Origin of the sequence: Shewanella sp. KX20019, from assembly GCF_016757755.1 — a bacterium.
Taxonomy (GTDB): domain Bacteria; phylum Pseudomonadota; class Gammaproteobacteria; order Enterobacterales; family Shewanellaceae; genus Shewanella.
Genome location: NZ_CP068437.1, coordinates 271,527 through 284,762 on the forward strand (window position 1 = coordinate 271,527; position 13,236 = coordinate 284,762).

General features: G+C 48.0%; 16 protein-coding genes. 3 read left to right on the plus strand and 13 right to left on the minus strand.

What is annotated here, in order from left to right:
• From JK628_RS01200 to JK628_RS01220, 5 genes are read right to left on the minus strand one after another with little or no spacing between them, the layout of a single operon-like run.
• Positions 1-735 (minus strand): flagellar basal body rod protein FlgF, encoded by a 735-nt coding sequence (locus JK628_RS01200; protein WP_202287473.1) that lies wholly within the window; start codon positions 733-735, stop codon positions 1-3.
• Positions 736-744: 9 nt separating this feature from the next.
• Positions 745-1,953 (minus strand): flagellar hook protein FlgE, encoded by a 1,209-nt coding sequence (gene flgE, locus JK628_RS01205; protein ID WP_202287474.1) that lies wholly within the window; start codon positions 1,951-1,953, stop codon positions 745-747.
• 22 nt (positions 1,954-1,975) lie between these two features.
• Positions 1,976-2,635, minus strand: coding sequence for a flagellar hook assembly protein FlgD (locus JK628_RS01210; RefSeq protein ID WP_202289665.1), 660 nt, complete (start codon positions 2,633-2,635; stop codon positions 1,976-1,978).
• A complete protein-coding gene (gene flgC / locus JK628_RS01215; RefSeq protein ID WP_202287475.1) occupies positions 2,635-3,054 on the minus strand; it encodes a flagellar basal body rod protein FlgC in 420 nt (139 codons plus the stop codon). Before flgC ends, JK628_RS01210 begins: the two co-directional genes overlap by 1 nt.
• A gap of 6 nt (positions 3,055-3,060) precedes the next feature.
• Entirely contained in the window at positions 3,061-3,411 is a 351-nt protein-coding gene (locus tag JK628_RS01220) for a flagellar basal body rod protein FlgB (RefSeq protein WP_202287476.1), read from the minus strand.
• Positions 3,412-3,495: 84 nt separating this feature from the next.
• Between JK628_RS01220 and flgA the strand changes: the two genes are divergently transcribed.
• From flgA to JK628_RS01235, 3 genes are all read left to right on the plus strand, one after another.
• A complete protein-coding gene (flgA, locus tag JK628_RS01225) occupies positions 3,496-4,242 on the plus strand; it encodes a flagellar basal body P-ring formation chaperone FlgA (protein WP_202287477.1) in 747 nt (248 codons plus the stop codon).
• Positions 4,243-4,352: 110 nt separating this feature from the next.
• Positions 4,353-4,640: a flagellar biosynthesis anti-sigma factor FlgM gene (gene flgM, locus JK628_RS01230; RefSeq protein WP_202287478.1), complete on the plus strand. Its 288-nt coding sequence runs from the start codon at positions 4,353-4,355 to the stop codon at positions 4,638-4,640.
• Positions 4,633-5,091: a flagellar protein FlgN gene (locus JK628_RS01235; RefSeq protein WP_202287479.1), complete on the plus strand. Its 459-nt coding sequence runs from the start codon at positions 4,633-4,635 to the stop codon at positions 5,089-5,091. The genes flgM and JK628_RS01235 overlap by 8 nt, the downstream gene beginning before the upstream one ends.
• A 12-nt stretch (positions 5,092-5,103) precedes the next feature.
• Here the strand turns inward: JK628_RS01235 and JK628_RS01240 are convergent, their stop codons facing one another.
• From JK628_RS01240 to JK628_RS01275, 8 genes are all read right to left on the minus strand, one after another.
• Positions 5,104-5,517, minus strand: a complete 414-nt coding sequence (locus JK628_RS01240; RefSeq protein WP_202287480.1) for a hypothetical protein — start codon at positions 5,515-5,517, stop codon at positions 5,104-5,106.
• Positions 5,514-6,860 carry a FliI/YscN family ATPase gene (locus JK628_RS01245; protein ID WP_202287481.1) on the minus strand — a complete coding sequence of 449 codons (1,347 nt, stop codon included), beginning with the start codon at positions 6,858-6,860 and terminating at the stop codon, positions 5,514-5,516. The genes JK628_RS01240 and JK628_RS01245 overlap by 4 nt, the downstream gene beginning before the upstream one ends.
• The gene (gene fliH / locus JK628_RS01250) at positions 6,847-7,599 is read right to left on the minus strand and encodes a flagellar assembly protein FliH (RefSeq protein ID WP_202287482.1); all 753 of its coding nucleotides are present in this window, start codon (positions 7,597-7,599) and stop codon (positions 6,847-6,849) included. Before fliH ends, JK628_RS01245 begins: the two co-directional genes overlap by 14 nt.
• The gene (locus JK628_RS01255) at positions 7,599-8,585 is read right to left on the minus strand and encodes a flagellar motor switch protein FliG (RefSeq protein WP_237524205.1); all 987 of its coding nucleotides are present in this window, start codon (positions 8,583-8,585) and stop codon (positions 7,599-7,601) included. The genes fliH and JK628_RS01255 overlap by 1 nt, the downstream gene beginning before the upstream one ends.
• A gap of 48 nt (positions 8,586-8,633) precedes the next feature.
• Complete coding sequence (gene fliF / locus JK628_RS01260; protein ID WP_202287484.1) at positions 8,634-10,355, minus strand: flagellar basal-body MS-ring/collar protein FliF; 1,722 nt, start codon at positions 10,353-10,355, stop codon at positions 8,634-8,636.
• 79 nt (positions 10,356-10,434) lie between these two features.
• Positions 10,435-10,773, minus strand: a complete 339-nt coding sequence (fliE, locus tag JK628_RS01265; RefSeq protein WP_202287485.1) for a flagellar hook-basal body complex protein FliE — start codon at positions 10,771-10,773, stop codon at positions 10,435-10,437.
• Between the two features lie 29 nt (positions 10,774-10,802).
• Entirely contained in the window at positions 10,803-12,110 is a 1,308-nt protein-coding gene (locus tag JK628_RS01270; RefSeq protein WP_202287486.1) for a sigma-54 interaction domain-containing protein, read from the minus strand.
• Entirely contained in the window at positions 12,107-12,997 is an 891-nt protein-coding gene (locus JK628_RS01275) for a MotY family protein (RefSeq protein WP_202287487.1), read from the minus strand. The genes JK628_RS01270 and JK628_RS01275 overlap by 4 nt, the downstream gene beginning before the upstream one ends.
• Between the last annotated feature and the right edge of the window lie 239 nt (positions 12,998-13,236).

Below are 13,236 nucleotides of genomic sequence, written 5' to 3' on the forward strand. Positions count from 1 at the left end.
CTAGGCATCACGCAGTAGACGGTTGCCCGCTTCTGCCAGTTTTTCAGCGCTTTTCATCAGTTTGACTTGCACTTCAAACTGACGACTCAAGTCCATAGAGGCAATAAGCTCGCCCACAGCTTGCACGTTGCTAGCTTCAAGAAAACCACTGCTTAGCCTCACCTGCTCGCTGGCGGCTAAGGGTTGGCGATCCGCTGGGTACAGCAAACCATCAAGGCCTTTGGTCATGGCGTTGATATCTGGATTAACCAGCTTGAGTTGGCCTATCTCTTCAATAATGCCGCCTTCATCAGCGATGATGCTCAAGCGGCCATCATCACCGACAAATAGCTCGCGGTATTCAGGTAACACAATGGGACCATCTACTCCGGCGACAGGGCGACCGTCTAGCGCTAGCTGGCCGTTAGCGTCTGGTTGGATGGCTCCCGAACGGGTATAACCCTCACCTTCAGCGGTCATCACTGAGAACAAACCTTCGCTATTGATGGCAAGATCTAAAGTTCTGCCAGTCGGGTTCAATGCGCCACTTTGCTGACTAAAGCCGCTGCTTTGGGTTTGCGCCAACACGCGGGTTTGTAAACTGTTGCCCGTTGGCGCAACTGTCATCGCATTAACGCGCTCTAAATCAGCTTTAAAACCTGTGGTGTCAGCATTGGCTAGGTTATTCGCGCGGATAGCTTGTGCTTCCATCACTCGGGCAGCGCCTCTGGCGGCCGTGTAGATCATTCTGTCCATGAGTTAGGCCTAAATCGCGTTGAGCAATGCTTGTTGCATTGTTGAGTTGGCATCTAACACCTTGGCGTTTGACTGATAGTTACGCTGGGCTGTCATCAAGTTCACCATCTCGGCGGTGGTGTCGACATTGGAGCCTTCAAGGTATCCAGAGGCAACAGACCCCAAGGTACCCGTAGTCGGTGTACCAATAATTGGCTGACCCGCGGCATTGGTTGCTGTCCATGCGTTATTACTCACCGGAGTTAAGCCGTTAGGGTTATTAAAGTCAGCCAGTACCACCTGGCCTTGTAGTTGCTCCTGGCCGTTGGTGTAAGTGCCGAACAGCATTCCGCTCTCATCTAAACGGATACCATTGAGTTCACCCGAGGTGTAACCATTCTGGCTCAAGCTGGAGTTGTTATAGTCAGAGGCATATTGGGTGCTCTTGTCATAACTTAGCGCCAGGTTCATGTTCGATGCACCAGCCACAATGTTAGGGTCGCTGATTGCCAAGGTTAATGTGTTACCGCCAGTAAGAATACCGTCAGAGTCAAAGTCTAATTGATGGCCGCCGGCAGGTGTAACGTCGGTATTGCCCATCATGTAATGCACAGACCATGTGTTATCGGCTGTCTTAACATAGTACTGGGTGAGGGCGTGCTCCTTACCGAGTGAATCATATGCAGTCACTGTACTTGATGAGTGGTAAGTGGCTGCATTGTCAGGATCAAATGGAGTGGCGACAGGATCAATGACATTTACTCTAGCGTCGAGGTTAGAGACTAAGCCCAAGGTAGTCGTGGCTTTGGCGGGTAGGGCGCCAGCCTGAACTTGCAGGTCAGCAACGTTACCTGTTTGCAGGTTACCGGTTGCGCCAACAGAGTAACCTTGTAGGCGATTACCGGCAGGATCGGTGACAAAACCGTTGGCATCTTGATTAAACATGCCAGCTCTGGCGTACATGGTGTTGCCATCTTGGCCACTGAGGACGAAGAAACCATCGCCCTGTATCCCCATATCGAGCTGGCGACCTGTGTAGGTTAGGCTGCCACCGTTGGTGAAGTTTTGGCTGGTGGACATCACATTGACACCGCCAGCTTGACCGCCGTTATAGATGGCTGAAAACTCGCTACGACCGCTGCGAAAGCCGACGGTTGAAGAGTTAGCAATGTTATTACTGATGGTATTTAGATCTTGTGTGGTTGCTTGTAAGCCACTTAACGCAATATTGAAAGACATCGATTAATCCTTTGCTAACTAGTTATGAAACTTCAGAGATTTCCAGCACAGAGATAGTGCCAAGACCATTACCTAATTCAGCCATCATCATTCCAGAGGCGCTGATAAAGTGTATTTTTTCGATTTCAGCTTGGATAAATGTGTCGGCCGTTTTCTTAACATCACCGCTGGTGGTGTTGGCGACAATGCTGTAATCACCCGGCGGTAGACCGAGTGCTTCAGGGTTGATCGTAAAGCCGCTATCTCCAGCTTCTTGAGAGCCTAGCTCTAATGTTTGTACCACTTCACCGCTGCTATCGACGATATCAATACTCAAGGCTTCAACGGCATTTTGCAGATACACCTTGCCCTCTAACGGCGTGTTGTCGATGTTGAATTCTGAGGCTGGCACCATGGCATCTTTACCGACTAGCTGTGCCGATTGCACAATGCCAAGGTTTTCCATTATCGTCATTGAGGTCGACTGGTTTGCGCGCATCTGCTCTAAGCTTTCCACTTGAGAAAACTGCGCTAGCTGCGTCACGTATTCAGTACCATCGATGGGGTTTGTGGGGTCTTGGTTTTTAATTTGGGCAATCATCAAGGTCATAAATTCGTTCTTGATGGCGGCCGAATCATTACCCGGCGAGCTAATGGTGTCTGGCACATTCGCAGTGGTATTAGAGTTGTTGGTGACGTTCATCATTTCGCTCCTAATTGCAGTAAACCTTGCTGCATAGAGCGAGCGCGGTTCATGATTTCAACGTTGGTTTCAAATGAACGGCTAGCTGCCATCATATCGGCCATCTCTTCAACGGTATTGACGTTGGAGTAGGCTACATAACCTTGCTCATCGGCAAAGGGGTGGTCCGGTTCGTAGCGTAGATCCAGCGGTGCAGCTGATTCCACAATGGCGGAAACTTCCACATGAGCACCTGCGACCTGACCCTCTTGAGTCTGTTTATAGATGGTTGAAAAAACAGGTTTCAATGCACGAAAAGCCTCTTCAGGGCTTTCTGCCGCAGCGCCCGCATTGGCTAAGTTGCTGGCAACCGTATTGAGGCGAATGGTTTGAGCATTCATGCCGGCACCGGCAATCTGGTAAATTTCTGAAAATGACATAGTGGCTTATTGACCTTCGATAGCAGTGCGTAAACCTGAGATCTTCATATTGAGGAAGGTCAGACTGGTTTGATAATCCATGGCGTTTTGCGAATATCGAGCTTGCTCTTGCCCTAATTCGACGGTGTTTTGGTCGCTTGAGGTTTGATAAGGAACTCGAAAGCTTTCTTGGTAGTTTCGGTCTGGAGACATACCTGCATTGATCTGTAGCATCACTGTTTTAAAGTCGAGATCACGCGCCTTGTAACCGGGAGTTTCGGCATTGGCTAAGTTACCTGCCAGCATCTTGCTGCGCTCAACTCTAAAGTCTAAAGTGTGCGGGTGAATACCTAATGCGGCATCAAGGTTGATAGCCATTACGACTCCTAGTATGGTATGTCCAGTTTAATTGTTGTTGGTATATCCAATTAATGTGCCAATAGTTATAACCGAGGAATTTCAGTGGCTTATTCTTGTGTGTGGCGAAAGATCGGAACCTGTATTTCCTACTTCCTCCTCGGTACTGCCTGTTTATTTCCGCAGCTGAGTGTGGCCCAAGATGCAACTGATGCAGCGCTACAAATTGAAGATGAATTTAAACAATTATTATCAATAGAATTGGTTGATTGGCAGCAGCAAGCCGGGCTGACTAAACTCAAATCGAGACTCGATATCAAAGTGCCGTCGGGGGCTAAAAGACTGGTAAAGTGCTCGTCGGCATTGATGATTGAGCCCGCCAAGAGTGTTCCTTTAGGTAATGTGCAGCGCAAGGTGAGTTGTGAGCCAATGGGCTGGAGCTTATATGTACGGGCATCGGTCGATGTCAAAGCCAAGCTGCCGGTGGCCAATCGTGTGCTCAAGCGTGGTGAGCAGATCACTATGGCGGATATTGACTGGAAATTGGTAAAACTGGGCGCTGCAGACAGAGATTTAGTGACCGATATTGAGCAGATTGTTGGCCGACAAGTGGTGCGAAAATTACGCCGTTATAAACCGATTAAAGCGCTGCAATTAAGTGCACCTCAGTGGGTTAATATTGGTGACCGAGTAATTATTGAGGCCCGCAGTAATGGATTTTATGCCAACATGCCAGGTGAAGCGCTGGAAGGCGGCGGAGAGGGCAAAGCGATCCGGGTTAAGAATTTGAGCTCGGGTAAAATCATCTCCGCCTATCCGATAGCAAAAGGGCGGGTTGCCACCCTATTTTAAAAGGAAGCCGTAGCGGTTACTTTATTGGTTAAATAAATCGCTTTGTCATTTCAGATTGGTGTCAAAGGGTCGCTTTACTTCTTATAGTAGGCGTATTTAAGGCAGTAATTATGGACATTAGCAAAGTAAGCAGCATGCTAAATGCTGAAATGGGCATGAGCAAAAGCAAGACGCAAAGTGCGGCCCCAATGCCAGAAAAGCCAGTGGCAGTGCCGATTAAGGCGCAGCAAGAAGTCAGCGAAGATTGCAAATTATTGGAGCATACTAAATACAGCTTAGAGCAGTTGCCTGACTTTGATCTGAATAAAGTGGAGCAGATCCGTCAGTCATTAGTGGATGGTAGTTTTGAGCTAAATCTGCAACAGCTGGCTGAAACTATGGTGCAACAACATGGTTGATTCCGTAGTAACCACTAACAAGCGTGAGCTAGTTCAACGTATTGTACGTGGCATTCGTCAAGATATCGAAGGTTATAAACAGCTAAAGAGTTTATTGAAACGGCAACGGGAATTGATGCAACGCCGAGATAATAACGGTCTAACCTACCATAACCAACATCAGGCAGAGCTGTGCGATAACTTGATGCGCAAAGCCAGCGAACGTCGCAAAATGTTAGAAGCCTTAGGTTTTTCAGGTACCGCCAGCGGTATGGCAATCTTGATCCGTAAGTTACCTGCGTCATCGGCTGCTGAGGTTTCGCAATTGTGGGAAAATCTACTGTTATTGGTCAAAGATAGCCAATCGGCCAACGAATCTAATGGTCAGTTATTAGTGGCACAGCAAGAGATCATCAATCAATTACTGAATCGAGATAATGATACAACTATCGATTACGGTGAAGCACGTTAATAGCCCGACAAACTAACGCTGACTATAATATCCCGCTAAATCATCAAGTTGCTTCTGCTCTTGTTTTTGCAGTAGCAGCTCATGCTGCTGTAAACGTTCTTTATACAGCCACTGAATCCCTTGTTGGCGGCCAAGCTGTTTGCGCCATAACCCATGCATTCTTTGCTGCTCTTGCTGTAATAATAGCTGTTTGCGAGTCAGCTGTTTTAACATCGGCTCGATTGCTTGCACCATCTGCGAACTGTTTTGCAGCTGCAGCGCTGATGGGCAGGTTGCATTAGCGTGAGTGTAGTCTGAGATCATCTGCCCCAATTGCAGTTTCTGTTGTTCTATATGATCAATTTTTTGTTGTGCGGCGTTTCTTTGCTGCCCAAGTTGGCAGAGCTTTTTCTCCTCTTGCTGACACAAGTTTAATAATTGCTTCATTCACTATCTCCAACTGTTAAAGAGAAGCCCATTTGACTTACCAACTGTGCCAATGCGCTAAGACTCTGGTTTAAATTGGCTTGAACATGGGTCTCTTGGCGCAGGAATGCCGCCATTTGAGGGTAAGCACTGACAGCCATGTCCATCTCTGCATCGTTGCCTGCTTGATAACCACCTAATGGCAGCAGATCTTTAACTTCGTTATAGCGCCCGTTGAGATGACGAAACCACTGTCCCTGCTTTAAGGTGTTAGGCTGAGCAACTTGTGTCGCTAAGCGACTGACGGATGCACCGATATCAATCGCTGGGAAATGACCCTGCTCAGCCAGCTTGCGATTTAGCACTATATGACCATCTAAAATGGCGCGAGCGGCATCGGCAATCGGATCTTGTTGGTCATCGCCTTCGGTTAACACGGTATAGAATGCGGTTAATGTGCCGGTTGGATGCTGACTATTACCAGCCATTTCAACGAGACTAGGCAGCTGCGCGAAGGCCGATGGCGGATAGCCTTTCGTCGCGGGTGGTTCGCCTAAGCTTAGGGCTATTTCACGTTGGGCTTGGGCGTAACGCGTTAATGAATCCACCAACATTAGTACGTGCTTGCCCTGATCGCGATAACCAGCAGCAATATGGTGACACAAACGCATAGCACGCATGCGCATTAAAGGCGTGGTATCAGCAGGCGCAGCGACGACCACGGCACGTTTACGCCCCTCTTCGCCCAGCGACTCCTCGATAAACTCCCTGACTTCTCGGCCTCGTTCGCCAATAAGCCCGACGACCACAATATCGGCCTCAGTAAAACGGGTCATCATGCCTAATAGGACACTTTTACCCACGCCTGAACCTGCAAATAGCCCTAAACGCTGACCACGGCCAACAGGTAGCAAGGCATTAATTGCGCGGATCCCAACATCCAATGGTTGCCGAATCGGGGTACGCTTTAAAGGGTTAGTGGTTTTGAATTGCAACGGCACTTGAGGGATATGTTTTATGCAGCCTAGATCATCAAGCGGTTGTCCCAAGCCGTCTAACACTCTGCCAAGTAAGCCTGGCCCTGTGGGAATTTGATAGCGGCCCTCAATTGGCATAACACGTGCACCAGGCATTAGGCCACTGGTTGGCTCAATCGGCATTAGGCACAGGGTATCTTTGTAAAAACCGACCACTTCGGCTTCGACTAGGTGATTGTCGCGGCACTCAATATGGCAACGGTCGCCAGTGCCCAGCTGGCAGCCGACAGCCTCGAGTAACAGGCCATTTACTCGAGTAAGACGGCCATAAACTTGGGCGACAGGGACCTTAGGCCAATTGAGAATATCAGCACTAAGCTTCAACATCTGCCTCGTGTAATTGTGGCTCTTGAGTGGCTGGTTGCTCTTGCAAGTGAGTTTCCACTTGAGCCATGCAGCGGTCGAGGCGTGTCTCTACTGATGCGTCAGCATCGGAAGTTTCACTAACGATACGGCAACCGCCAGCACTAATGCTAGCATCAGGGACTAGGCTCCACGATTGGATCTTGTCTGCGGCTAACTCTTTTAGTTTGTCGACAGCACTTGGTTCAAGGTGTATTTTGACCTTGCTTGGGTCATCCGGCAGCGCGGCGAGTGTCTCTTCAATTAAGGCTAAGATTTGCTGCGGTTGCAGGGTTAATTCACAACGGATCACCTGCAAAGACACCCGTCTGACGAGATCTAATATTAACGACTGTTGCTGCAAAATTTGTTGACTGTGTCCCTCTTCAAGGACTGATTGCAGCGCACTTATGGGGGTGAGAATACTATTGAGCTGCTCATCAATATTGTCTTTACCTTTTTGCTGTCCCTCAATTCGACCTTGATTGAAACCCGCGGCATAACCAGTTTGTTGCCCCTCCTCTTCGCCGGAGCTAAAGCCTGCTTGATGGCCTTTTTGTACACCTTCGTTGTAGCCTTTATCGAAAGCCTGTTGAAAATCTTGCCAGCTGGCAGTTTCAGTGTTGCCATCACTCTCTGCAACCAGAGGTGAAAAGCGATGTCGGCGTGCGTTTTGGCCGATAAGGCGCCAGCGTGGGTCTGCTTTATTAAGTGTGTGGGTCATTACTCTACTACCTGTTCTTCAAACAGTTGCAACTCGAATTCGCCGTCATCCATCATCTGTTTAGCTAAGGTCATGATCTCTTTCCGAGCAGCAATCGCTTGGCTCAATGGTACGCTACCAATAGCTTCCACTTGAGTTTCGATTGCCGAAGACATGCGTTTTGGTAAGGCGCTAAGTAGGGTGGATTTTAGCTCGCTGTCGATACCTTTTAATGCCAGAGCAAGCACATCGGCTGGCACCACTGCCATGATCTCTTGCAGCGTTTCTGGTTTCTGACGCCCGAGAATAATAAAGTCGAACATGTTGTCTGCTACATTGTTGGCTAACTGTTTATCATGTAGTTTGAGCATCTCCATTAGCTGCTCTCTGTCGCCGTCAAAACGGTTGAGGATATCGGCAACTTGGCGTACTCCGCTGATTTGGGTATAGCTTTTACCCATAGCGATCAGCATACAGCGTTCGACCAGTTGCTTTAGTTCGTCAACGACCTCACGATCAATATCACCCAACTGTGCGATACGAACCAGCACCTCATCTTGGACTTCAGTGGGGAGTCCTTGCAGCACTTGTGCAGCACTTTCTGGCGGTAGCAAGCCTAACAGCACTGCTTGCAGTTGGCTGTGTTCGTTGGCTATTTCGCGAGCCAACAGTTGTGGTTCAACCCATTCGAGTCGCTTAACGAGAGTTTTAACTTCATCACCGTAGATACTGTCTATCAGACTTTTGGCCACGCGATCACCTAGGGCGAGATCTAACGTTTTTTGCAAATAAGTGCGTGATGCTCGCGCGATACCAGATTGTTGTTGATAACCCTTAAAGAAGCGCCCCAGCACTGCTTCAGCTTCGTTCTGGGTTATGCTCGCTAATCGCGCCATTTTGTGACTTAAATGCTGTACATCGTTGCGATCCAAGTGCGCCATGACTTGCGCTGCACCTTGCTCTCCCATGCTAAGCAGCAACATGGCAGCTTGCTCTAGGTTGTCCATTTTTATTGTGACTTCATTATTATTCACGGTTTGGTTTACCTATATTCGTTAAGCTTGATGAGATGGTTGTTCGCTTTCTTGGTCATTAATCCAATGGGATATGACCTCGGCCACACGTGCTGGCTCTTGATTCGCAAGCAAGCTGAGGTGTTCCATCTGTATCGTTAATGGTGAGCCCGGCGCAGGTAAGCTGAGATTACTGCTCCAGTTGTTGTCAGTGTTGCTATTGTTGAGATCCAACAATGCATCTGTTTGTGCCTGCGCTTCGCTAATGGTTTTATTGTCTCTGGCTTCTGCTGGCGGGATTAACGGTGTAGGCGTTTCCTGCTGATTGTCTTTGCTGTTGAGGTCAACCGTGCGGGTTAAATGTTGCACCAATGGACGCAGTACAAAGAAGATCATCCCGAGCCCTAAAATCGCACCGATGAAGTAGCGTAAGTATGCTTGGTAGCTTTCGGCTTGCCACCACGGCAGAGGTTCAAACTCAACCACTTGTACCGGGGCAAAATCAAAACTACTGATACTGAATTGGTCGCCACGGTTGGTTGAGTAGCCGATTGCGCCCTGAACCATGTTGCTAATTTGGTCGAGTTGCGGTTGACTCCAGCCTGTTTCGCCTGCGGCTTGGCTATTGAGCAGTACCGCGATAGATAGGTTCTCTAACTGCATTTGTTGGTAACGGGTGTGTTTAACTGAGCGGCCAATTTCAAACTGACGACTTTCTTGTTGATTAAGATCGGTGTTGCTGTTGGCGGCAGGTGCTGCTCCGGCCGTAGGAGGCTGATTACTTAAGGCTCCGGGGATCCCCAGTGCCATATTGCCACTGGTTTGCTTGGTACTTTGATTCTCTTGGCTCACCACGGTTTGCGGGTCTAGTGATTCACGTGTTTCTTCGACTTGGTTGAAGTTAACCGTAGCTGCAACCTGTACTTGGAAATTATCCTGTCCGAGAATAGGTTGTAACATGCTAGAGGCGCGGCTAACTAAGCTCTGCTCAAGCTCTTGGGTGTATTGCAGTTGCTTATCTCGCGCTTGAGTTAGATCTTGACTAGCATTGATATCAGCACTTAAATGGTTGCCCTCTTGGTCAACAATTTGTACACGCTCTGGTGTCATCCCAGTGACACTGCCGGCGACTAAATTGGCAATCGAGATAATCTGTTCTGACTGTATATGTTGACCAGCAAATAGCGCTAACATCACTGAGGCTGATGGCAATTCAGGTTGTTGGCGGATAAATAGCGTCTTCTTGGGAATAGCGAGGTGAACTCTCGCGGATTTAACTGCCTTGAGTGCCATGATAGTTCGTGATAACTCGCCCTCTAAGCTATAGCGATACTTTGCTTGTTCCATAAACTGGCTGGTGCCAATGGTCGATGCATCAAGAGAATCCATGCCTGATGGGACCTTGGCTTTCACGCCACGAGCGGCGAGCAACATACGGGCGTTACCCAGCTTGTCTTCAGGTACTAACACCAAGCCTGTAGTAGGGTCTAGTCGGTAACGGATCCCTTCGGTTTCGAGCACTTCCATGATGCGAGAGGTCTCGACGTTTTCCTGATTACCATAAAGCGGACTATAGCCTCGGCCGGTACTCCACAGCATTAATACGATGACGCAGGCGGCAACGATAGCCAAAATAGCCAGTGTCGCGGCGTAATTATCACCGCGACTGAACTGCTGCCATTTTTGCTTCAAGCTGTTAAGGCGATCATTACTGCCATTTACATCGGTTACGACTGGGCTGGTTTGAGTCAATGTGGTCGACATGCTTTGCTTATTCCTTGCTCAAAAAGGCGGGTTGAGTTGTTGGCGTTATGACGCGAATGGTTAACTGAGTACCCATGGCTTAGATAGGCATTTTCATGACTTCATCAAACGCTTGCACTAAACGGTTTCTGATCTGAATCATGGCTGAAAATGACAGACTGGCCTTCTGCGATGCCACCATGGCGCCCACTAAGTCATCACTTTCGCCACTATCCACGGCTCTAACGAGTGCCGACGTGGTATTTTGGTCAGTATTGATCTGACTGACTTTATTTTGCATCAGATCGGTAAATGAGGCGGGCTGAAGTCCAAAATCTCGTGGGTTAGGACCGATTTTAATGGCACCTTGGGCCATCTCTGAGTGGATATTGAGTTGCTGGATCATTGACTGGGCGCTGGCAATGCTGGCATTTGACATTAGTGTTCCTTAATTATGCTGGTGGTGACTTACGCAGCGTGACCAGAAGATGACAATATTTGTTCTATATCGATGCCGTCTTCGCGCATCTGTACAAGCTTGTATCGCAGGGCGCGGGTGGTCATCCCAAGGGCTAGTGCCGTATTATTTCGGTGACCATTATGGCGTTTCAAGGTATCGATAATGTATTGGAACTCTGCTTGGCGCTTTGAGGCTTTTAGTCCGGATTCATTGGGTTCTTTGGCTGCATTTCCCTCATCGTTTGCTAAGCCGAGTTCTTCAGCTTGTAGCGCTTGGCCACGACGCATAACAAGTGCGCGCTGGATGGTATTTTCAAGTTCTCGGACGTTGCCTGGCCAATCATGGTTTAGTAGTAAATTGCGTGCTTGTTCGCTGAAATAGCATTGCTGGTTAGCAGCCAAAATTTTATAGCGCTGTAAAAAATGCTCGGCGATGGGCAGAATATCTTCACGTCTTTGCCTAAGAGGTAATATCTTTATTGGCAACACATCTAATCGATAGAAAAGGTCTTCTCTAAATTGGCCATCGAGCATGGCTTGGCGCAGATCTTTATTGGTGGCGGCAATAATGCGAATGTCGAGTGCAATTGATTTATGGCTGCCTAAGCGCTCCACCTCTCTTTCCTGTAAAACCCGCAGCAACTTGGCTTGTAATGCAACCGGCATTTCGGCGATTTCATCGAGCAATATGGTGCCGCCGTTGGCGAATTCAAATTTACCAGGTTGATCGGTGTTGGCGCCGGTAAAGGCACCTTTAACATGGCCAAATAGAATCGACTCTAAGATACTTTCCGGGATTGCGGCGCAATTGATAGCAACAAAAGGCTGTTCTGCACGGTCGGAATGACGATGAATGTAGCGAGCCAAGGGTTCTTTGCCTGTGCCACTTTCACCGGTGAGTAATACACTGGCTTCGGTATTGGCAGCTCGATGAGCCAGCATCAGCAACTGGCGACTGACTGGCGCGGCACAAATCAGCTCATTATTGGGCAACTCTAATCGGCGCAATCGCTGCAACAGAGAACACAGCTGCTCTTCGTCTATAGGTAAAAGCAGATAGTCTTGCACACCGCACTGCATTGCAATACTGGCAAGTTCAGTTTGTTCCGGTTCTAGTAGTGCGACTTGGTGCTTACCTGGGCATTGTCTTAGCTGGTTGGCAACATCGTGGCTGCTGCACAGCGAAAGATTGACTAAGCTCAACCATGGCTGTTCGTTATCATCAGTTTGCCAAAGACTAAACCCTTGTAGAGCGATTTTTTTCAGGCTTTCTTGGGGTAATTTGGCGTCGACAAATCTTAAACTAGAACGATTCACTTTGATGCTCCCAAGCTTGAGCTTTTGGCTGATTTGACTAAACGTACGCTAACTCTTCGGTTTAGCTGTCTCCCAGCGCCATCTGTGTTACTGGCTACGGGAGCACGATTGCCGTGATGTCGTGTTTGGATGATCTGTGGTGGAACTCCAAGCTCTATGAGTCGAGACTTCACTTCATCAGCGCGCGCTTTACTGAGTACTAAGTTAGCAAGTCGTTCACCAGAGGCATCGGCATGGCCGTCGATTAATATCTCAACGATACTTGGGTCTGCTTGGAGGTAGCGGTGAATAGCGTAGAGATCTTGTTCATGTGCAGGGCTTAACAGGCTTGAACTACTAGCAAATTTCAGCTCAAGACGGCGCAAGTAGCTAAAGGGCTTTGGGAGTAATTGTTGACGACAGATCTTGAATTGATTGGCGACGGTTTGTGTGGCAACAGGGCTGGAGCTGACTTGATACCCACTATTTTCAGTTGCGATGCTAACTTGCCAGGTTAAGCCTTGTTCGAGAGCCTCTAGAAATGGATTGGTATCGTGCTGAGCTAATGCTTGAGAACCTAGCCAATTGAGCGATGTTGTCGCGATAGGTTGTTGGATCTTTGCTTGCCAAGAGGGGGGGACTACTGCGGCTTGGCTTTGAGTATTATTTAAACTTAACCAGTCAGCTCTAAGCGATAGAGTGAGCGCTTCACCAGGGCTTGCAATAAGCTGAAAGGTACCAAAACGCTGTACTCTATGGTTGATTTCACAGCCAAATTGGTCCCCTGAAAACTGCCATTGGGCTTTTTCAAAAGGTGTTTGATAATTGATCGATGCTGCAAATAAGTTATTTGTGAGGAGAGTACAAATAAAGAGCGAACAGGCCGAAATATAAACTGAGAGTTTCAATTTCCCATAATCCTTAGATGTATAAAATGTTATTTGTTATTACTGCTTTTTAATGTTGCCAATTAAACACTTAATATTAAAATATGTAAAACTTTTTATTATTATATTTTTATATAAATAGATCTCTAGCTGTTGCGCTTAGGGTTGAATGTATTAACTTTAGTTACATTGTTAGCTGTTATTTATTAGCTGCACGTACTGAGTTACGTGGCTTAATAGGGGCTTTTGCGTCTTTTAGT